The 19,986-nt window shown below is 60.6% G+C and carries 19 protein-coding genes; 5 read left to right on the forward strand and 14 right to left on the reverse strand.

The genetic code is table 11. The features are described from left to right. Window positions 1–3: 3 nt before the first annotated feature. From EYE40_RS15055 to EYE40_RS15065, 3 genes are read right to left on the reverse strand one after another with little or no spacing between them, the layout of a single operon-like run. Window positions 4–1,095, reverse strand: a complete 1,092-nt coding sequence (locus EYE40_RS15055; protein WP_130983086.1) for a UDP-N-acetylmuramate dehydrogenase — start codon at window positions 1,093–1,095, stop codon at window positions 4–6. Further along, window positions 1,085–1,489, reverse strand: coding sequence for a MaoC/PaaZ C-terminal domain-containing protein (locus EYE40_RS15060; protein WP_130983087.1), 405 nt, complete (start codon window positions 1,487–1,489; stop codon window positions 1,085–1,087). The genes EYE40_RS15055 and EYE40_RS15060 overlap by 11 nt, the downstream gene beginning before the upstream one ends. Continuing rightward, on the reverse strand, window positions 1,486–1,932 hold the full coding sequence (locus tag EYE40_RS15065) for a MaoC family dehydratase N-terminal domain-containing protein (RefSeq protein ID WP_130983088.1): 447 nt from the start codon (window positions 1,930–1,932) through the stop codon (window positions 1,486–1,488). Before EYE40_RS15065 ends, EYE40_RS15060 begins: the two co-directional genes overlap by 4 nt. 137 nt (window positions 1,933–2,069) lie before the next feature. On the opposite strand from EYE40_RS15065, the gene EYE40_RS15070 reads away from it, so the two are divergent. Next, window positions 2,070–3,701 carry an IPT/TIG domain-containing protein gene (locus EYE40_RS15070; RefSeq protein WP_130983089.1) on the forward strand — a complete coding sequence of 544 codons (1,632 nt, stop codon included), beginning with the start codon at window positions 2,070–2,072 and terminating at the stop codon, window positions 3,699–3,701. A gap of 709 nt (window positions 3,702–4,410) precedes the next feature. Here EYE40_RS15070 and EYE40_RS15765 read toward each other — a convergent pair. The 5 genes from EYE40_RS15765 to EYE40_RS15100 form a co-directional block, all read right to left on the reverse strand. After that, complete coding sequence (locus EYE40_RS15765) at window positions 4,411–4,620, reverse strand: DUF2283 domain-containing protein (protein ID WP_130983090.1); 210 nt, start codon at window positions 4,618–4,620, stop codon at window positions 4,411–4,413. A gap of 159 nt (window positions 4,621–4,779) precedes the next feature. Next, window positions 4,780–6,306, reverse strand: coding sequence for an SIR2 family protein (locus EYE40_RS15085; protein ID WP_161972414.1), 1,527 nt, complete (start codon window positions 6,304–6,306; stop codon window positions 4,780–4,782). 719 nt (window positions 6,307–7,025) lie between these two features. Next, window positions 7,026–7,229: a three-helix bundle dimerization domain-containing protein gene (locus tag EYE40_RS15090; RefSeq protein ID WP_130983092.1), complete on the reverse strand. Its 204-nt coding sequence runs from the start codon at window positions 7,227–7,229 to the stop codon at window positions 7,026–7,028. Between the two features lie 529 nt (window positions 7,230–7,758). Further along, complete coding sequence (locus EYE40_RS15095) at window positions 7,759–8,664, reverse strand: magnesium and cobalt transport protein CorA (protein WP_130983093.1); 906 nt, start codon at window positions 8,662–8,664, stop codon at window positions 7,759–7,761. A gap of 239 nt (window positions 8,665–8,903) precedes the next feature. Continuing rightward, window positions 8,904–9,500: a TetR/AcrR family transcriptional regulator gene (locus tag EYE40_RS15100; protein WP_130983094.1), complete on the reverse strand. Its 597-nt coding sequence runs from the start codon at window positions 9,498–9,500 to the stop codon at window positions 8,904–8,906. A gap of 120 nt (window positions 9,501–9,620) precedes the next feature. On the opposite strand from EYE40_RS15100, the gene EYE40_RS15105 reads away from it, so the two are divergent. Continuing rightward, window positions 9,621–11,360 (forward strand): CocE/NonD family hydrolase, encoded by a 1,740-nt coding sequence (locus EYE40_RS15105; RefSeq protein ID WP_130983095.1) that lies wholly within the window; start codon window positions 9,621–9,623, stop codon window positions 11,358–11,360. Window positions 11,361–11,599: 239 nt separating this feature from the next. Here the strand turns inward: EYE40_RS15105 and EYE40_RS15110 are convergent, their stop codons facing one another. Together EYE40_RS15110 and EYE40_RS15115 are read right to left on the reverse strand one after the other, a co-directional pair. Further along, window positions 11,600–11,968 (reverse strand): hypothetical protein, encoded by a 369-nt coding sequence (locus EYE40_RS15110; RefSeq protein ID WP_130983096.1) that lies wholly within the window; start codon window positions 11,966–11,968, stop codon window positions 11,600–11,602. A 46-nt stretch (window positions 11,969–12,014) separates the two neighbouring features. Beyond that, a complete protein-coding gene (locus tag EYE40_RS15115; protein WP_161972415.1) occupies window positions 12,015–12,644 on the reverse strand; it encodes a CPBP family intramembrane glutamic endopeptidase in 630 nt (209 codons plus the stop codon). A gap of 202 nt (window positions 12,645–12,846) precedes the next feature. Between EYE40_RS15115 and EYE40_RS15120 the strand changes: the two genes are divergently transcribed. Then, the gene (locus tag EYE40_RS15120) at window positions 12,847–13,440 is read left to right on the forward strand and encodes a TetR/AcrR family transcriptional regulator (protein WP_161972416.1); all 594 of its coding nucleotides are present in this window, start codon (window positions 12,847–12,849) and stop codon (window positions 13,438–13,440) included. Between the two features lie 342 nt (window positions 13,441–13,782). Then, the gene (locus EYE40_RS15820) at window positions 13,783–14,028 is read left to right on the forward strand and encodes a transposase (protein ID WP_154071871.1); all 246 of its coding nucleotides are present in this window, start codon (window positions 13,783–13,785) and stop codon (window positions 14,026–14,028) included. Window positions 14,029–14,765: 737 nt separating this feature from the next. Here EYE40_RS15820 and EYE40_RS15130 read toward each other — a convergent pair. From EYE40_RS15130 to EYE40_RS15145, 4 genes are all read right to left on the reverse strand, one after another. Continuing rightward, on the reverse strand, window positions 14,766–15,200 hold the full coding sequence (locus EYE40_RS15130) for a hypothetical protein (protein ID WP_130983100.1): 435 nt from the start codon (window positions 15,198–15,200) through the stop codon (window positions 14,766–14,768). A gap of 462 nt (window positions 15,201–15,662) precedes the next feature. Continuing rightward, on the reverse strand, window positions 15,663–17,987 hold the full coding sequence (locus tag EYE40_RS15135) for an ABC transporter permease family protein (protein WP_130983101.1): 2,325 nt from the start codon (window positions 17,985–17,987) through the stop codon (window positions 15,663–15,665). 110 nt (window positions 17,988–18,097) lie between these two features. After that, complete coding sequence (locus EYE40_RS15140; RefSeq protein WP_161972417.1) at window positions 18,098–18,784, reverse strand: ABC transporter ATP-binding protein; 687 nt, start codon at window positions 18,782–18,784, stop codon at window positions 18,098–18,100. A gap of 14 nt (window positions 18,785–18,798) precedes the next feature. After that, entirely contained in the window at window positions 18,799–19,167 is a 369-nt protein-coding gene (locus tag EYE40_RS15145) for a peptidase inhibitor family I36 protein (protein WP_130983103.1), read from the reverse strand. 323 nt (window positions 19,168–19,490) lie between these two features. Here EYE40_RS15145 and EYE40_RS15150 point away from each other — a divergent pair, with 323 nt between their 5' ends. Next, complete coding sequence (locus EYE40_RS15150) at window positions 19,491–19,985, forward strand: hypothetical protein (protein WP_161972418.1); 495 nt, start codon at window positions 19,491–19,493, stop codon at window positions 19,983–19,985. The last annotated feature ends 1 nt before the right edge of the window (window position 19,986 follow it).

Here is a 19,986-nt window from a genome sequence, read left to right on the forward strand (position 1 = left end):
GCGCTAGAGCTCCAGCCCGATGAACACCGGCTCGGGCTGTAGCCGCACTCCGAACTCGGAGAACACGCGGGTCTGCACATACCGGGCCAGCTCGGAGATCTCGGTCGCCGTCGCTCCCCCGGTGTTGGTGATCGCGAGGGTGTGCTTACTGGAGATCGCGGCCTTCGACCCGGGCAGCGAGAATCCACGACGGATGCCGGCGCGCTCGATCAGCCACGCCGCGCTCAGCTTGACCCGGAAGTCGCTGCGCTCGGCGGGCGGTGCGGGCTCCTCGCCGAGGGGAACCACGCGGTCGGCGGGCTCCGGCTCCATCAGCCAGCGCGGGGCGGCCTCGGGCAGGGTGCGCGCGAAATTCTCGCCGACGATCGGGTTGGTGAAGAAGGATCCGGCGCTCGCGGTGTCGGGGTCGGTCGGATCGAGCACCATGCCCTTGGAGGCACGCAGTTGCAGCACGCTCGCACGCACGTCGGCGAGGGGAACCCTGGCTCCCAGTGCAACACCGAGCGCTCCGGCGAGCTGGTCGTAGGCGATCGGTTCGCTGAGGCCGTCTGCCGTGGCGGTCAGTGCGAGGTCGATCGACAGCACCACGCCCAGGCGGCCGCCCTTGAGCGCCGAGTGGCGGTAGCTGAGTTCGAGCTCCGCCGCACTGAGCGTGACCAGGTCACCCGTGAGGTAGTCGAGGAACTCGACCGAGACCAGCACCGAGGCCAGTTCCTGCCCGTACGCTCCGATGTTCTGGATGGGTGCAGCCCCGCATGTTCCCGGAATGCCGCTCAGGCCCTCGATGCCGGCCCAGCCGCGGCTCACGGTCTCGGCCACGAGGGCGTCCCACGAGTGTCCGGCGGACGCGCGGACCCGCACCGTTCCGTCACCGTTGTCGCGTGCCTCGAAGCCCGCGTCGGTGATGCGGACCACCGATCCGTCGAAGCCCTCGTCACCGATGACCACGTTGGATCCGCCACCGAGCACAAGCCACGGCTCACCGCTCTCCCAGACCTCGCGCATCGTGTCGACGAGCGACTCGTACTGATCGATCAGCAGTCGCGCCGGACCACCCACGCGCAGGGTCGTATAAGCGGACAGGTCAGAGGGCAACGCGAACCTGGGCCTTGCCGAGCACAGTGGCGTCGTCGAAGCTCACGGTGAGGTCGATGCGCGCCCCGGCGTCATCCAGTGCACCGACCTTGGCGACGACGGTCACGACCGATTCGCCCTCGGCGGGCACGAGCACGGGGCGGGTGAAGCGCACCTGGTAGTCGAGCACGCGGCCGCTGTCACCGCCGAGCCAGTCGACGACCGGCTGCACGGCGAAGCCCATGGTGAGCATGCCGTGCGCGAGCACACCCGGGAGGCCGACCGAGGTCGCCACGTCGTCGCGGTAGTGGATGGGATTGAAGTCGCCCGAGGCGCCGGCGTAGCGCACGAGGGTGTCGCGCGTGAGGGCGTAGGTCTGCTCGGCGATGATCTCGCCGACGGTCAGGTCGCTCATTCGTCTCCCCTGACTACGAGTGTCGAGATGGCGGTGACCACGTGGGCACCGGTGCCGTCGACGATCGTCGACTCTGCGGTGACCATCGAGTGCCCGCCGAGTGACTTGATCGCCGTCACGGCGAGGGTCGCGGTCAGCTCGTCGCCGGCCACGATCGGGCGGGTGTAGCTGAAGCGCTGGTCACCGTGGACGACGCGGGTGAAGTCGATTCCGGCATCCGGCTCGGCGAGCAGCTGGGCGAGCGTGAGCTCACCGATGACGATCGGGAAGGTGGGCGGGGCGACCACATCGCTGTAGCCGGCCGCGCGCGCGGCCTCCGGATCGGAGTTGAGCGGGCTGGTGGAGAGCACGGCGCGGGCGAACTCGCGCACCTTCTCCCGCCCGACGAGGTAGGGCGCTGTGGGGGCGAAGGTTCGGCCCTGCAGCTCGGGGTTCACTGGCACCCGATAAGTGTAGCCACCGCCCAGTGAGTAATCGCGGGCGCCAATCTGAGTACCGGTGACTCTGATCAGCCCACTACCCCCGCTCGTACCGTGAAGTCCTGGCAGCACGCCACTCGACCTTCACGAAAGAGAAATCCATGTCACGCACCTCGTTCACGGCCGGGCTCGCAGTCGCGAGCCTCGTCTCCGCCACCCTCGCGGGCGGAGCCTTCGCCGCCACTCCCGGCACTGCCGGCGACGCGTTCGCCGACGCACTCGTCCAATCCGGTTCGACCTGGATCGCCAACCTCGACACCGCGGGAGCGACCCTCGAGCCCGGCGAGGCTTTCGCCACACCCGACCCCGCGGTCAGCCGCACCGGCACCGTCTGGCTCAGCTGGACCGCGCCGGAGGACGCGAGCATCGCCCTCCACGCGTCGACCCACTCGACCGGCGTCGCGCTGTACACGGGCGCATCGCTCGAGACGGCAGCCGAGCTCGTGTTCTCGGCGACGGGCGTCGTGGCATCCCGTGTCACAGCAGGTGAGACGTATCACGTGCAGGTCTCCGCGATCGGTGCGGTGGATGTACCCGCCCCCGTTCTCGTCGAGCTCACCGTCACCGGCGACGAGCCCGTCGCGGCGCCCGACCCCGAGCCGACTCCCGCGCAGGATCCCCAGGCGCTGTTCGGCGATGCCCCGTTCAACGACAGGTTCGCCGCGGCAGGCGTGCCGACCGGGGAAGCGTGGACGCACTTCGTCAACAACGAGTCCGCCGGAACCGAGACCGGCGAGCGCCTGACCTTCGACGAGGTGTCGGGCTGGCGCATCTTCAACACCGTCTGGCTCAAGTGGAAGGCGCCGGCCACCGGTTCGGTCACCATCGACACCTACGGCAGTGCGACCGAGGAGACCTCGCTCGCCGTGTTCACCGGCACGAAAGTGAACACCGCCGTGCGTATCGCCGCCAACGACGATGCCGCGCAGGGCGACAAGCACTCCCGCATCACCAGCCTCTCCGTCACCAAGAATGTGGTCTACGCGATCCAGGTCGGTAGCGTCTCGCAGTCGGCGGCCTCCTCGGTGACCGGATCGATGCAGGTCAACCTGGTCGGCACGTACGCGGCCCCGTCGAACGACAACAAGGGCAAGGCGCCGGCCATGACTGGCGGCAGCTGGACGAGCGCCGGGACCACGATCGGTTCGACCATCGAGACCGGCTTCGAGCCGACCTCCAACCCGCAGACCGCGGCCAACAAGCGCCAGAACTCGATCTGGTGGAAGTGGATCGCGCTCGCGTCCGGCACCGTTGACGTCACCACGGTGGGCAGCACATCGACGATCTACCTCGCGGCGTTCGAAGAATCGCCGACTGTCGGGATGATGCCGGCGGGCTTCGACCAGGACCTCAACAGCCACGGTGCGGTCCTGCACGTGCCGGTCATCGCAGGTCACACGTACTACTTCCAGGCCGGCGACATCACGGAGACCCGAGGAACGGTGAAGCTGCAGTTCGCGGCCGTCTATACCGGGCCGTATATCACCAAGGTGGCACCGGTGGCCGGCAAGCTCGCGGGCGGCAACACGATCACCATCACCGGTTCGCGCCTCACCGGCGTCACCGATGTGAAGATCGGCGGCATCCTCTCCACGAAGATCACGCACGTCGGCTCCACGAAGCTGCTCGTCAAGGTGCCCGCGGGCGTCTCGCGTAAGAAGGTCGTCGTCGTGGCTTACGCGGGTTCGGCGTTCAGCGTGGTCCGCGGTGTAACGCACTACACGTATAAGTAACGTCACCGTAGAACGACAAAACCCCGGTCACCATCGCTGGTGTCCGGGGTTTTGGGGGGTCTTAGTGAGTACGAGTGCCTACTGGCAGCTGTCGCACTGCAGAAGATCCATTGGGTCGACGGGAACTGCGTAGCCGCCGACGGTGTCTTCGTTATCCAATTCGATCCTCCTTCTGTCTGAGTGGATGGGTGGTGAACTCTTAGCGACTTTCTTTCGATCGCTGCTGCGAGGGTTCTCACTATATAACGGGAATCACAGCCGTGTCATTCCACTACATGTAGTGGTTCGGCGTGTCGCGATCTTTTTCCAGAGTAACGCTGGCCACTGACATTTCTGTCGATTTCCGTTTACCGCTTCACCATGTCCGCTAACCAGTTCACCAGTGTCCGCTAACCAGTTCACCAGCTGTCGTTTTTCGAAGACAAACGGAGCGGTTTGCGAAGTGATGTGGAACGGCGTGTGGCGTTGTCACAGGCAATACGCCGCGAGCAGCCGAGAAAAACCGCTGTCAAGTAGGTGCGTTCAGTTAATTGAACGTAAGTCCGGAGCAAGCACACCGCCATATCCACAACCGTAAAACTGAAGAAGCTGGCGTAGACCTGACTCGGGCCCGCAATGCCCTTAGTCAGAATCTCGAAACCACATAGTGCCTCAGTGGCATTGAGCTGAGAGGTCGATACCCGATGAAATACGGAAGAACCGCCCCTGACTATTGTCGGAGAACTTCTACCGGTAAGACGCGCGACGCGTCCATTATCTCGATTCCCAAAAGCCGACCGTCGGCATCGAAGTCAAGATTTATCATCGCGTCGATCTCAGTCGTATCGCAGAGATAGGTGTGGTCAACACCGCCACTTAAAATTTCGTCCGCGAGCTGGATATAGGCGGCGTCTACTCGAGCGTCATATTTTATGTTCAAGGGAGCGCACTTTTCAGATTGGTGATGTACTTCGCTGTAACTCTGGTGATGACGGTAGTCACCTCTTTGTTGACACTACCAAGGAAGATCTTCGTGGCTGGATGTCAGCGCGATCCGACCAAAGACGCTCCGGCCACGACAAGAACGCATCCAGCTGACCTACTCCGAGCCGGAAGAATATCGCAGGGCGGAATTCGATTGGGGACCTAGCCCAAGTGAGTGGGAGGAGTGGGAACCGCACTGGAGCGACGACGACAGAGCGCTCGCCACAGCCGCTCGATATTCTGCCCGGTTGAAAAGGTGCTCCGCTTCGCCCGGGTCGCCCGTTATCGACTCGATCATAGGCATCGCCACCGACTTCAGAAAATGACTCTGAGGATAAAGCCAGTTCGTCGTGCCGGAGCTTGGGAACCCATTGATGACGTCCGCGTTCAGGACGTTATACGAATGGATGACATCGAACGCTGGACGCGCGTCGTTTCCTTTGAAAGGATCACTCCAGCTTGGCTCGGTGTGTAGCCGAATGATCGCTTCTTCGTGGCCCGCGGCAAGGGCAGCCGCGGATCCCACGACTAGCGACAGCAGCGCGGGCAGGTGTTGAAGGTCATCCCACCATGGAGTTATCGTCCCAGTCTGCCGGCGCCGTGCCCGTAATGCGGATTGAACCACGTGAACCCAGAGGTCAGAGTGCTCTTGATCGCGATCCAAAAAGATGCCAGTTCCAAGCATGTTCGCCAACGTGTTTGACCGTGCAGTCATGTCAAGATGCGCAGTCTCAGCCGTCTCCCAATCTGACGCGGGGGCCGCCATCGGGCGATCGGCTAGATGAGACCGCAGTTCGCCGAGTTGTTGATCGAGGAGGTCGCGCAACTCAATTCGGCGCCTGGGGTCGGGTAGCGCGCGCTTGACTCGGGAGATATTGACACCAAGTGATTGGGGGGAATCCGACATTGCCTCGACAGCCTCGACGCGGGTCAGCATGTCGGCAAAGAACTCGTCTGCCGATGCGCCTTCCATAATCTGAGCCCCAGTTCGCGCGGTCAAAGTTCGAGCGACGTCGCCCAGCTTGGAACGCGCTGACCAGTACATCGGGTATCTCCGACCCGCGCTCGACTCCAGGGCCGCGGTCAACGCCGGATCCCAGTCGCCAGACCATCCCGCGATGACAACTCCGTACTCATCAAAAATGCGTTGGAGTAGGGCGTTCGTGCGCTTCGGGTACTGGCTCAGCTCATCAACGGTATTTCGCTGGTCAAGACTGGCGTAGTCGCCGTGCAGCTTGATCACGGTGCAGGCCATGTGTTGGACCGGCTCCATACCTGCGATCGCAGAGTCGCTGGTTATCACCTGAGGACTAATACCCTCGCTCTCGAGTGCTCGCTCAATGAGGCGGTCGAAGTTGGTCGTCACAATCACGCGGACAGCGCCTTTTCGCACCATCGCGGCGATAGCCTCGTGAGCGGGCCCGGGGACCTTGAGTCCAGCGTCACGATCGTCATCGCTCGGTTCGAAGAAACCCGCCAGGATCGCTCGGCGCGCCGCGCGAGTGGTCCCAAGCTGTTCAAGCAGCGATGAATAGCCAAGAGGCGCGCCGTCACCATGCTGCAGCCACCACGCCTCTGCGTCAAAGTCGACGCCCGGTTTGGTCCCTGCGGCGGCGGCGGCTCGGCGAACCAAGGCATCCACGACGCCCCAGCCGGTAGGTATACCCGCGCCGGTGGAAACACCCGAACCGAGTAGCAATGAGTAGACGCCTGGTTGCGTGGCCAGAGCCGTTGCGAGACCTATCCGAGGATCCATGCGAGGAGACACGCGTTCAACCTACTCTGAGCATCCGCCAGAGTCTAAGTGCGCGGGTTGTCCCTAGGGCTGGAGTCCTGGCGATGAATATGAACGCGTCGTCTCGCCGGGATAGGCCGGCGTGAGGAGAAGTTGCCGCTTCTGGTTGGCGACGGTCGCTCTCTTCGGGTGAGAGCGATAACGGAATCACAGAAGCGGCAACGCTGAGACAGCATGCCAGGCTTCGTGGTGGCACGCTCTCCCCACTTCGGGGTTTGCATCCCTTGGCAGAGAGGGGTTGCTCACCATCGGGCAGGTCAGCGGAGTCTCACTCAGCGATTGACGAGGGGCGGATGAAGGAGCTGGTGGCCTCCTCGAGGGTATCGAATCGGCCAAGCTGTCGACCCAGACGTGTCAGGGCTACGTATCCGGCAGGATCTCTAAGTTCGATCATGCCGAGGAAATGGCCACCGACGCGACCTATCCACACCGGAGGATGCACCACGTCAGAGAGTGCCCATTCGACGTTCACCTCTGCCCCAGTAGTCGACGAGACGATGTTTGTGGCGTGGGCGGGGACAGGCTCGGTAGCGGTCACGCTGTGCAGTCTGGCAGAGCGAGGAGTGTTATTTCGAGTCTGCCTTTAGTCGCTTCTTGGCCGCCCGTTCACTGAGCACGGACACGTAGTCCGTGACGGGCTTTGTGGAGAGCTCCGTGACCTCTTCCTTCACGATCCGCTCGACCTCGGCCGGGCTAGCCGACGGGTCTTTTTCGCGAAGTCGATCGGTGACTTGGCGGACGACTTCTTCCTGATCAAATTCCGTAGTCATGTGGGCAGTATCGCACTCGAAGGTAAACGATCGACACGGTCGAGGTGGGACGCGGTGCCGCTTCTGCGGGGGTCGGCCGACCTCTGGGGGGAGAGCGATACCGGATGGGCAGAAGCGGCAACGCGCAGCCAGCCTGGCAGGGCACCTCGGGATGTCGCTCGCTCCATTTCTGGGGTGTCAGCCCCGGTCTACTGCCGAAACCCACAGCCTCGTCCAGTCCTCGGTGTCGTCAGGGTCGGGCCATCGGACCGCTACAGCCCGCGGAGTCCACGCGACGGACTAGGCGCAGCAGGTCGCTCCCGCGACTCGTACCTCGTATCTCGTATCTCGTATCTCGTATCTCGTATCTCGTATCTCGTATCTCGTATCTCGTATCTCGTATCTCGTATCTCGTATCTCGTATCTCGTATCTCGTAAAAGTCTTGGCGCGGCCACAGAGCTCGGCATGATTGTCCATACGAAGCCGCCGAGCTCGCGCAAGCGTCCGCCGCGGATAGGACAGATTTTGCCTCGATCCTTGGGTTTCTGCTCACATCCACTTGCTTCGTTTGAAGATGATGAAGAGTGCGAGGGCGAACGCGAACATTAGACCGATGGCCATGGGGTAACCGTAAGTCCAGTGCAACTCAGGCATGATGTCGAAATTCATTCCGTAGATGGCGCCTATCAGCGTGGGTGCGAAGATGATTGCTGCCCAGCCCGAGATCTTTTTCATGTCTTCGTTCTGCCGTTGGGCCACGAGCGTCGCGTTGACGCTCAGGATCTGAGCGAGAGCGTCGCGGAGCTCGACTGTTCGTCGGGATGCTTGTGTGAGGTGGTCGGATACGTCTTGCAAGTAGGCGCGCAACTCTTCGGGAATCGCGTACTTATCGAAGCCCGCTTGCAATGATCGAAGTACGTCTGACATGGCTGCCGCCGTGTGCTGCATGTCGATGACTTCTTGACTCAGACGATAGATGCGCTCGGCGACGGCCGCGTCGCCGCTGAACACCTCGCGTTCGATCTGTTCTTTGTCTGTTGATAGGCCCGCGAGTACGGGGCGATAGCCGTCGACGATGGTGTCAAGGATCCCGTAGAGAACCGCTTCGGGTCCAAGCTTGAGGAGGTTTGCGTCTCCAAGGAGTGTTCGATCGCCCCTCTCGGTGTCACCAAGGGTTGTCCCATCGGACCCGTCGAGCCACCGGTGATCCTGGCACAGGAGGGCAACTGAGTTGGGTTGGACAAGCACGTGGAATTCGGCAAAGTCCACTTCTTCTGTCTCGTCCACGTAGCGGGCTGATCGCGCTACGAGGAAAAGCACCTCCCCGTATCGTTCGAGCTTCGGCCGCTGGTGAGCGTTGACGAGGTCCTCACGAAGAAGCGGATGTAGACGCCACGCGTCTGCGAGCTCTGCGATGTCGTCTTCATCGGGAGCTGGAAAGAAGAACATTGTCATGCGGTCACTCGAGCCCTGTGCGAACCTCAGGGCCTCGACCACGGGGACCTGCGCTGTCTCGGGATCCGGGACACCGTTCGTGACGAATCGCGTGAGTCGCGGAGACGGCCCGTGCGCCGCTGGAGCGATAACTTTGGCGACGCGGAGCGGGCGACGGTTGGGTGTGCGAGTCACGGGCGTTCTCCTTATTTGAGAGGACCCGCGCCGCCGATTTCCTGGCTGTCGGCGACGCGGGTGGTTCAGAATGCGGGCACGAGCACTCGCTGGATGGCGGGCCCGAGCACCGCGACGAGCTCATCATGGTCCGCAGCAACGAGAGCTGGCACCCCGACAATGCGGCGACTTATAACCACACCCACGAGCATGGACGCGGCAAGACCAGCCCGCAGCATCGCAGCTGGGTCACCGCTGCTCCTCGTGCCTTCGATGAGGCGGGACTGGATGAAACTCCGCAGCTGTTCGTTCGCTGTCTCGTTGACGATTGCACCTCGAAGCATCGCCATGAGCGGTTCGGACTCGTCGATGGAGCCTTCCCAGGCCTTGAGGTGGGCCCGAACGACCCTCTCGCCGAGTGAGCCGTCGGGTCCTTCGAATGCCGTGTTGAATCGTTCGAGTGCCGAATAGGGAATCGCCATGACCTCAGCGAATAGCTCGTCTTTCGAGCCGAAAAATTGCATGACCTGGGATGCATCAACCGACGCATCAGCGGCGATCGCGCGAATCGTCGTTGCAGTAAAGCCGTCGCTCGCGAAACGCGAGCGTGCCGCATCGAGCACTGCTTGTCGCGTACTGGAGGTGCCGGGGCGCCGTCCGCGGCGGGACTTCACTTCAGTCATGGGTCAAATCTAACCCCTCGCCTCAATTATCTCAACAGGTGTTGAGTTCGAGCGTGAACGGGCGTACGCTCACTGCGATCCGAAAGTTGGTCCGTGGATCACGAGACGAAGGAGCTCACCATGAGCGATGACAAGAAGATATTTATCCCGTCCAGCCCGCTTCCGGAAGGGCGCAGGGGCGTTCTCACACCGTTCGAACCAGGGACGCGGACGCTTAAGGCCGGTTATCAGGTTGCCCCGTCGTTTCTCCCGTTGCCTACCGACATCATTTTCGAGAAGGATGTGCCGATCACTCTGCGCGACGGAGTGATTGTCTACACCGACATCTTCCGTCCGGTGACCGATGAAAAGGTTCCCGTTATTTTCGGGTACAGCCCCTATGGCAAGGCCCAAGGCAGCTCGATCAGCGTGATGGGTGTTTTCGGTCTTGTTGGTCTCAGCAATGGCATCGTGTCGGGTCTCGAGAAGTTCGAGGGCGCCGACCCCGCCTTCTGGTGTGCGCAGGGCTACGCCGTGGCGAACCCGGACATCCGTGGCGTTGTCGACTCCGACGGCGATAGCGTGCTCTGGGATCGCCAAGATGGGCGCGACGGGTATGACATTGTGGAGTGGCTGGCTGAGCAGGAGTGGTGCACCGGCAAGGTAGGTATGACCGGCACTTCTTACCTCGCAGCAACCCAGTGGTTCACGGCTGGCGAGCAGCCGCCGCACCTCGCGGCAATAAACCCGTGGGAGGGCGTAAGCGACACCTACCGCGACTTAGTAATGCGCGGTGGGATGCCCGACTCCGGGTTCGCCCGGCAACTGCAGACCGGGAGCTTCTTCGGCAAGGGCAAGAAGGAGGACATCCTTGCCGAAGCTGAGGCCTACCCGCTGGTCAATGACCTATGGGAAGACAAGATTGCCGACTTCGACAAGATTTCCGTGCCGGCCTACGTGGTGGCCAGCTACTCGAACACCCTGCATACCGCGGGTACCTTCCGCGCGTGGCGCCGCATGACGTCCGAAGACAAGTGGCTGCGCATTCATAACAGCCAGGAGTGGCCGGATTACTACGATGAGGGAAACCGCGAAGACCTGCGCCGGTTCTTCGATCACTTCCTAAAGGGCGTCGATAACGCGTGGGAGACGACGCCCCGCGTGCGCTATTCCGTTCTGGACCTCGAAGGCGGTGACCAGATTAATGTCGCGGCCGATCAGTTTCCGCCGGCGAATGTCGTGTCGACGAAGTACTACCTGAACGGTCACACTCGCTCTCTTAATAACGAAGCGCCGTCCGACGATGTGCCTGCAACCTACGTCGTGGGCTCCAACCCGGACGCGGTCTCGTTCGTGACGCGGTTCGATGAGGAGACCACTCTGGTCGGGTACCCGAAGGCGCATCTCTTTGTGGAAGCGCGCGACTCGGACGACATGGACCTGTTCGTCGTCCTGCAGAAGCTCGACAGGTTTGGGACCCCGCGAGAGGCGTTCACAGTGCCAAATCAGAGCGCCATGGTCCACGACATCACCGATCACGGTGGCACGATCCTGCGGTACAAAGGTTCCGATGGCCGCCTTCGAGTTTCGCTGCGTCATCTCGATGAAAAGTTGTCGACAGACGATGTGCCAGAACACACATTTGACCGCACGGAGAAGCTCTCGGCCGGCGAGATCGTAGAGATCGAAATCGAGCTGCTGCCTGTCGGTCTCATCTTCTACCCGGGTGAACAGCTGCGCTTCGTTGTGAGCTCCCGCAACCTGCTCGGCACCATGATGCCAGGCATCGTCGAGTACGTGGGCACAAACAGTGGAAAGCATGTCATCCACACTGGCGGCGAACATGCCTCGTATCTGCAGCTTCCCCTGCAGAAACAGTAGGGCCGCCCACGCAAACCTGCTGGGGTCGTGCTGCCGGAAGCCGAGCACCGTGCGACGTTCCCGTCTATGCCTGCCAAGTTCTCAGTACACACGCCACTGAGCGAGCAGGATGGAACGGAGAGCAGATTCATTCGGACTATCTCTTGCTACTGTCCGAAAATGTTGCGCCCGTCGATGGGGTCTTGACCCGCTCACTGACCGACTACTAGCCAGCGGGATGTTCGCCCTCATCCGCCCGATCACCGCTTCGGCGTCGATTCATTGCGCTCACTCGCCCAGCTCGAAGAGCTCGAACGATCAGATGAGGGGTCAGCGTCGATTCGTCGCCAGATCAATGCAAAGAGCAGTCCGATGGACCCGCTGAGAGCGGAGATGACCACACTGACGGCGATGGATGTGTGTGGAAGGACCCCGGCGACGACAAACATAGATACGAAGAATGCGACGATTCCCAGTACCGAAATGATTCGGTTCTGAAATCGGAACCACATCTTTGCGAGCCGGCCGGTGCCCGTCTGGTCAGCAGTGCTCCGGCGGTCCAGGAATAGCGCGATCAGCAGGAGCGGGACCACCTGCATAGCGCCCTCGTAGATGGCGTACAGGTTCATAGTGTCTGCCCGGCGCGCATCGAGGCCGAGACCTGGTGGCGGCGGCTCAACTGGCAACCATGTGGAAGTAGATGACGGAGATGATTGTCGAAGACGCGTTGTTGACGGCGTGGACGATGACGCCCGGCCAGACGGACTTCGTTTTCTGCATCAGCAGTGCGGCCGAGACGCCTACGACGAATGCGACCGGAGTTGCGAGGTTGACGCCGTGGCTGAAAGCGAACACCGCTGCGCTGAGGATCACGGCAAGCCACACGCCGTAACGCTTGAGGAGGTTGAAGATGACCCCCCGAAACAGGAACTCTTCCCCGATAGGAGTGAGGACGGCTCCGAAAAGAATCGCACCGATGAATCCTGCGACTCCGCTCGTCGCGGCGGATTGGTAGTTCGCCTGGACGTCTGCGGCGTCGGTGGTCGCGCTGACGAGACTGGTGATGCCGATGTTCAAAGCAACGACGCCAAGACCGATGGCGAACGCGATGGCGAGCCATTTCGGCGCGACGCGGGTGATTCCAAAAAGCGCCAGCTTGCGCTTGCGGATGGCGATCGCCAGCAATACTGCGCCGAGCGGGGCGAGTCCGGAGACCGCGAACTGAGCCAAACCGGCGAGAACTGAGTCGTCTTTGGGAACCTGGAGGAGGAGCAAGATCCCGACGGCGTAAAGCACCACGGCCATGGCGACGGTTATCGCAAAATCTGGCCAGGTGACTCGTGTCGCGGAGGCCCGGTCACCGTGGAGGGCTGCATTGGTATCGGAAGGCTGATCTGACATATTTTTCCCTAATCGTTCGCGAGGCTCGAGACCGCATGAAAAAGCGATGCATGGATTAAAGCATACGAGACGACTCGTATTGTGGAGCGCGGATTAGGCTGGGATGATGGCACCCTCGGACAGCGGCCCCGGACGTCGACGGAATGAACATTCACATCGTGCGATTCTGGGCGCCGCTATCACCTTGGTCGCAGATAGAGGGTTCGAGAACGTCACCGTCGAGTCGATCGCCAGTCACGCAGGCGTGGGCAAGCAGACCATCTACCGATGGTGGCGATCAAAAGGTGAAGTCGTGCTCGAAGCGATCAACGATGGCTTCGCGGACGTAGCCGCTTTCCCAAATACAGGCGACATCATTGCTGACCTCCGCACCCAGATGGAGAACGTCACGGTGAAACTAGCCACGAGCGATTTCGGATCGGCGTATCGGGGCCTGATCGCTGCCGCGCAATCCGACCCCGAGCTCGCTCGGAAGCACATTGAGCAGATCATCGAACCGGCGAGCGTGGCGTGCAGAAAACGCCTCATCCAGGCCCGCGACATGGGGCAAATTCGCTCAGATGCCGACGTGCAATCAATCATCGATCTGCTCTACGGCGCCATCTACTACCGGCTCCTCCTCAGCACCCGTCCGCTTGCGACTGAACAGGTTGCGCAAGCCATCGACCTCGTCTTCGACGGTATCCGCGGGACTGGATAGCTCACCGTCGCCACCCGCATTGATGAGACAACGATGCGACCCGGGATGAAGGGCCCGCTCAGCGGGCGCTTCCTCCCGTCCATTAGCGCTCTCCGTTGTTGGCATTGGGCTACCTGCATCAATCGTTGGACGGCGGCGCTCTATTGAAAGTTAACCGAATAGTGCGCTCACCAATAGTGCGCATTACCGACAGCCTCCGCTTCGACCTGTACCGCAGCCGCGGCGTAGCGCACCCACGCCACGATTCGCTCGGGTCGCGGTCTGCGGGTGAGCGGATAGGCCTCTAGGGCGTGTCTCACAATCGTCTTGATGGCTTGTTAAGATTCGGGTGCTCAGTGGTCTTTGGTCGAGAGGATGCTGCCGCCGCGTCGGAGAGGTCGGAGGGCGAGGCTGTTCGAGGACGCGCGGGTGATGGTGGAGGGCATCGTGTACCGGTATCAGACAGGCATTGCGTGGCGTGATCTGCCGCCGGTGTTCAGGCCCTGGCAGACAGTGTGGACGTGGCACCACCGAATGGCCGCGGACGGCACCTGGGACCGGGGTGCTTGCGAAGCTCACCGCGGCGACGGATGCCGCGGAGTTGGTTGACTGGTCGTTGTCGGCGGACTCCACCGTCGCCCGCGCGCATCAGCACGCCTCGAACTCCACCCGCCTTTAAGGGGACCTATCGAATTGCACGATCCCAGCATCGAGCCACCTAATCACGGGATCGGACGCCCCCGAGGTGGTCTGTCAACGAGGATTCATCAGCTCATCGACGGCAACGGGCATGCTGCTCGGTGCAGCACTCATCCGCGGGACCAAGCCATGGCGACGCCGGCCACTTATCGGCTACGGCCGAGCGCAGTGCCAGATGGACGTTGTCGTACTGACACCCATTTGTCTCTTGGTCCGACTGCGCCAGTGAATACTCGGTCGCCTCACGCGCACAGTGAAGTCGAAAGCGGAATTTTGTATCCATAACGTTCTGGCATCGCGTTCACCGCTTGCGCTAACGTCACGAAGCCGGTGCACTCAATAGCGGAAACTGACAATTTCTGTCGATCTCCGAAGAGGACTGGAATATAAACCAAAGAGGATTGGACTGATCACCAGAGTGGTCTGATCCGCTCTTTGCGACTCGCCCAAAGATCGCTTCCGCGCCGTATCGCAGGCGGTAGCGGCTAATGAGTTGATTTCCAAGCCCGAGCTCGTCGCCCCGCCCGCTGAGACCGCTGTCGCTCGAGCTCATCTTCAAATGCCGCGAGCGAAACCATCGCGTTAGTCCAGTCCCCATAGTCGATTTCCACAGCAAACGTTTCTTTACGACTCTGCTAGCGGTCGCGTTAGGCCGAATGACTCAGCGAAATGTCCACTTCGCTCGCTTCGATGGGGCTGTCGACGAAAATGCGGCACACATAGGTGCCTGGTTGCAGGGCGGCGCTCACCTGCACGTCAGAGACCGCGTCTCGTGCGAGAACTGTCCCAGAGGTGATCTCTATTTCGCGTTCGAAGACCAGCTCACCTCGTGTCTCTACATCGCTATCCCAGATTCGCACTGACGTGGGCCCTTCCTGCCCATGAAGGATGCGAAGTACCACGGAGCTCGAGGCAAAGGTGGCGATCTCGTCGGGACTCGGCCACGGGGGAATCTCCTCTGTCGAGCCTTCATCCTCGATGAGTAGAACTCCCCAAGAAAATTCTCCGCTGGTCTCGGCTAGCTTCATCGGACTCCCGTTCTTCATGACATCGTGGCGCTCGAATAGCAACGCCTCTGCCAAGATCTTGCCCTACTCGTCACTCGCCAGGTTCTCTGCCGCAGACTGCTCCATGCGATCATCGCATCCCCCAATTCCGTCAGGCATCCACGACCTGGTTCGCTTACCGATCGATGCGCGAGACGTCTTCTGGACTGATTGCGAATCGCGATTCCCGCGAACGCTGTCTCGCTAACGGTGCTCGGCGAGCGTCCCGGGCATGTAGTCCTGACTGAGGCGATGCCACGACCGCGCAGCCCATGTGAAGGCCGACGACCGACGCGTCGTCTTACCGGCCTGACGCAGGGGACGCCCTGGCTTCATTCGACTGAAGGTCCCTCGAACGGAACAACGTCGTTATTTGCGGCCTCACGACGGTGCAGCGCGCATTACTAGCGCCTACAATATTCGGCTGCGGCTGAAGGCCGACGGCCAACGGCGAGCCTTGCCGATTGAAGCGTGGCGCTCAAATGATCAGGCGCCGGATCAGGTGGACGTAAATCGCTCGTCGTTCGTGAGCCGTCCAGATGATACGAATGCGGCGATTAGCGTGCCGGCCACGAGAATGAGGATCGTCATCCCGATCGATTGCCACGGAATAACCAGCTGCAACTCGATGCCGCTTATTCGAATGGTGGCAAACATGCCTACAACTGCGGTGAATGCGGCCCCGACGACCGCCAGAGTCAATACCGTACTGGTTTGCGCAAATAGCACGGCATTGAGCCAGCCTCGGTGGGCTCCAATGGAGCGCAACGTCGAGAGGTTCGCGCGTAAGAGGCGCGTTGCGGACAGCACAAAGAAGATCATGATCGACACCGCAAGAGCTGAGATGGTGCTGGCTGCGATTCGCGCTTCAACTGGTTCGGAAAATATGTCGGGGACGTTGTTCAAAGTTAGCCACTCCGAGTTGAACCCGAGTTCGATCGGGGCGCTCTCGGCTAGCGCCAATTGGTCGCGAGAGCCATTCAAAAAGACCCGCGTTTGGTTGACTAGCCCGATGTCATTCGCTTGCGCGGTGGAGCGCAGAATGAATCCGTCGAGTCTCCGATAGTCGTTCGCTAGGCCTTCCTTGACAGTGGCAGAAAAGGTGTGCCGGGCCCCATCGGAGGATTCGAAGGACACTTCTGGCACGTTCGGCTGTTTCGTCCGAATGGTTCCCCCGTTCTGCAACAAATCGACTTCCGAAGACGACAATTCAACTCCTGTCAGGGTCTCGAATGCGGTGACGCTCTCGACGACGATGGTTGAACCGTCCAGAAGATCCACGCCTCCATCGGCAATGAAGAAACTAATGGGCTGTAGGCCGATGTAGTCCCCAATTTCTTGCGTGAGACCGTCAGCCGCCGTGTCCGGAAGGTCTGCAGGCGGCGTGAAATATATCTGACCGACGGGAACGGCCGACGAGTTCGAGTCATTTACGGTGGCCAGGGCACTTGCTAGGAGAGTGGACGCCGCAAAAGCGACCACGAGCAAAGCCGACACTGACGACGTTATCCAACCGGACTGACGAATTTCAGCTTTGAGTCGTCGGGAAGCTAAGAGGGCTGGCATGCTCCGAGGCTCACGAAGCAGCAACAGCTCGAGCACGAGTGGCAACAGTGCTACCCCGGATAGCGCAAAACAAATGCCGGAGAGAATCATCTGATCGGTGCTCTGTGCGGCCTGCGCTGAGACATAACCCGCCGTGACCAAGACGACGCAAAGGATGGGGAGCACTATGTAGTGGACAGGGGCCCTATTTGCGGCTACGAGCTCGCGGGCGCTAAGCGATTGACGCACGTTATTGAGCAGAGCACCCAGGCCGCCGCCCAGCAGGGAGGCAACTAAGGCGCCTAACAACATCACCTCCACGTCGTAAACCGGTCCTATCGCTCGCTCGCTCGCCAAGTCCAGAAGAGGCCGTAGGGCAAGGCCCACTGCAATTCCGGTGGAACATCCCGCTATGAGACCGAGGACGAGACTGGCAACGATCGCCCATAGGGCGCTCAAGCCCGTTTTGCGTCGAGCTATACCAATCGAGAGCATGACTGCACGAATCCGATTGATAAACCGAGTGGCGACAATCGTTCCCACCATTGATGCCACGAAGGGCGCGATGAGGGAGCCCAAACCAAATTCGATCAGCGGAGATGACGTACGTGAAGTCAACTCCGAGCGGCTCTGCACCTGCTGGAGCAGAATGTCGTTCGCCTGCGATCCTTCGGATGAAGAGAGCACATCAGCCACGACATCCACGATGACAGTTGGGTCGCCGCCGCTCCAATAAACACTTCGGTTTGCGGTATTTCCATAGCGCTCAGCGACCACGTCGTCGATTGTCGCCAGAGAATTCCAAGTCCCTGGAAAGCCAAACAAGGTGGACGTGCGTCGAGAGAAATCATCCTTGGCCACACCTACTACTGTTGCCGTCCAATTCCCATCAAAAAGGCTGACTGATGACCCGACTGGATAGTCCTCTGCGAGGACAGACGAGACGGTGACTTCCGAGACATTCGCCGGCCAGCGTCCGTCCTGAATGAACAAACGGTTGGGAAACGGTTCGTCGCTCCAATCGCCCTCTTCGAAACCAACCGAGGTGGATAGCTTGTCCTCGATGGTGAGCCCATCAGAGATGTTGTATCGAATGATGGAGTTGACCGCGCCCGCTTGGGCTATCGCCGCTTGTAAAGCGTCGTCCGTTATCTCTCCGCTGTCGCCGAGCGATATGAACGTCCCTGTCTGAAGTGAGTAGTCATAAGCGCCCACCATTTGGTTCGCTTGCTGCGCCCCAGAGAATTGGAATGATTGAAGGGTCAGGAATACTGCCATCAGAATTAGGGCGACTGTAGCGGTGATAAGACCGGACGCACGGACTGGTGCTGCTTTGAGGAAGAACCAGCTCAGTCCGAAGCGTCGATCAGCGGCGGAACCCGACCGGCTCATGAGCGGGCGACTCTGACTGTGTCCTCCATGATGGAGCCATCTCGTATTGAAATCACTCGACTTGCGTAGTTCATGATGATGGGGTCATGAGTGGCAACGATAACCGCAACTCCCTGGCCTGCGATGTTTTGCAAGAGTTCGAATACAGACCGCGAACTAACACTGTCTAGGGCGCCTGTTGGTTCATCAGCCAGAAGTATTTGACGCCCTCCGGCGAGGCCGCGGGCTATACCAACGCGCTGTTTCTGTCCACCAGATAGTTCGACGGGCCTGCGACGTTCCAACCCGTCGAGTCCGAATTCTGAAAGCAATTGGCTGGCTGCAGCCTCGGCCTCACGCGGTCCCCAGCCTCTGGCACGGAGGGGTAGAGCCACATTTTCAGATGCGGTGAATTCGGCTATCAGGTTGTTGTCTTGAAAAACGATCCCGATCTCATGCAGTCTCAGTCGGGCTCGTTCCGATTCGCTTAGGACGGATAGCTCTCGGTTTGCCACCTCAACGTCACCGGCGGTGGGCAGCACCAGTCCGCCGATGACGTTAAGGAGAGTTGTTTTCCCTGATCCACTTGCTCCCAGCAAAGCTACGTACTCACCGGAGTCGATGCGCAGACTGATGTCGTTTAGTGCAACGACGGTGCCGGCGGCGGTGTGGTGCTCTAGCGTGATGTTGGATAGAGAGATCAAGGAACAGCCTTTTCTTACGGGCAGCCGGCGGTGGTTCTCCAGCTGGATGCGGTGTCCCGCCAACCAATGGCGAGGGCGCTGTCGGTGCTATTGCCAGACATTGTGTAGCACGGTCCGCCGCTGGCTTCGGGATACCACGCAGAGTTCGTGGTCATCTTGTTGATCCAGGAGGCCATGTGGTCGTTGTTGCCCGATGAGATGGACGTCCGGCTCATCCCTGCCGGGCGATTGCCGAGGAAGCCATCGAAGGAGTAGTAGTCGTAGAGGCATACATTCTTGCTGGGACAGTCGGATCCGGTGCCTGCGACAGCGGCGGTGCCGGCAGTGGTGCCCGCTAGTACTGTCACAAGCGCGACAAGAGCGAAGGCATTTTTTAACTTCATGGGTTTACCTTTAAAGACTTTTGAATACTCCGCTCACGTGTGAGAGCGGAGAGACCGCTACACAAACGCAGCAGGTTTGAAAAATTCTCGACCACTGCATGGCACTTATTGTTGAGCACGAGGTGGCCAGAGACAATATTGATTTTGAGCACTATTCACGCTTGAATAGACCGGTCTGTGTCCCCCGGCTGACGTAGTAAGTGCTCGAAGCGCTGGCGTGTACGGCGAATAGCGCCACTCATGGGCAACCTCTACTTCACTGAATCGTGAACGGTGATCCGGTATCTGTGGGAGTCCGGCATCGGTGGTGACATACTCTCAGCATGACTCCGGGATGGAAGAGTTCTCGCCTGAGGGACGCCTCTGTCGTGGCAGCGGTGAGCACGCTCGTGCTGCTGGGTCTTGGGGGCTGCAAGCACTGGGACCGCGAGTGGGTTCAGGCGCGCCAGGACAACCTCGATGCCGCCGTCGAAGAATTCAGGGCCCCCAGTTTCGGTCGCGTTCTATGCGAGGGCCAGGGCGGTGAGCCCCTCCCCAACCGAGGCTTCACCCACTATTTCTTATTCGATGGCAACGATGCACAGAAGGATATCGTGGCCGGTCTTGAGGGGCTGGACTATTCCGGGGGGGCGACCGAGTCAGCCTTCGCACTCGCGCGCGAAGACGGAATCACCGCTCATGGTTATCGAATTGGAGAAGGCGTTGAGAGCGCAAACATAGAGGAACTGCTTACGGCGGATGATTGCGACACGATGCCCGAAGGGTCACTATTTGTGCAGTTCCGAGAGAGCCCGGCTGGGGATCCAGAACTTGATTGAT

Origin of the sequence: Glaciihabitans arcticus (genome assembly GCF_004310685.1) — a bacterium.
Lineage (GTDB): Bacteria > Actinomycetota > Actinomycetes > Actinomycetales > Microbacteriaceae > Conyzicola > Conyzicola arctica.

Bases quoted from the DNA above. Each gene is read 5' to 3' on its own strand.
- EYE40_RS15060 (WP_130983087.1), bottom strand. From the start codon at position 1,489: ATGAGCGACCTGACCGTCGGCGAGATCATCGCCGAGCAGACCTACGCC.
- EYE40_RS15070 (WP_130983089.1), top strand. From the start codon at position 2,070: ATGTCACGCACCTCGTTCACGGCCGGGCTCGCAGTCGCGAGCCTCGTC.
- EYE40_RS15090 (WP_130983092.1), bottom strand. From the start codon at position 7,229: ATGACTACGGAATTTGATCAGGAAGAAGTCGTCCGCCAAGTCACCGAT.
- EYE40_RS15095 (WP_130983093.1), bottom strand. From the start codon at position 8,664: ATGACAATGTTCTTCTTTCCAGCTCCCGATGAAGACGACATCGCAGAG.
- EYE40_RS15100 (WP_130983094.1), bottom strand. From the start codon at position 9,500: ATGACTGAAGTGAAGTCCCGCCGCGGACGGCGCCCCGGCACCTCCAGT.
- EYE40_RS15105 (WP_130983095.1), top strand. From the start codon at position 9,621: ATGAGCGATGACAAGAAGATATTTATCCCGTCCAGCCCGCTTCCGGAA.
- EYE40_RS15110 (WP_130983096.1), bottom strand. From the start codon at position 11,968: ATGAACCTGTACGCCATCTACGAGGGCGCTATGCAGGTGGTCCCGCTC.
- EYE40_RS15115 (WP_161972415.1), bottom strand. From the start codon at position 12,644: ATGGCCGTGGTGCTTTACGCCGTCGGGATCTTGCTCCTCCTCCAGGTT.
- EYE40_RS15120 (WP_161972416.1), top strand. From the start codon at position 12,847: ATGGCACCCTCGGACAGCGGCCCCGGACGTCGACGGAATGAACATTCA.
- EYE40_RS15135 (WP_130983101.1), bottom strand. From the start codon at position 17,987: ATGGCAGTATTCCTGACCCTTCAATCATTCCAATTCTCTGGGGCGCAG.
- EYE40_RS15145 (WP_130983103.1), bottom strand. From the start codon at position 19,167: ATGAAGTTAAAAAATGCCTTCGCTCTTGTCGCGCTTGTGACAGTACTA.
- EYE40_RS15150 (WP_161972418.1), top strand. From the start codon at position 19,491: ATGACTCCGGGATGGAAGAGTTCTCGCCTGAGGGACGCCTCTGTCGTG.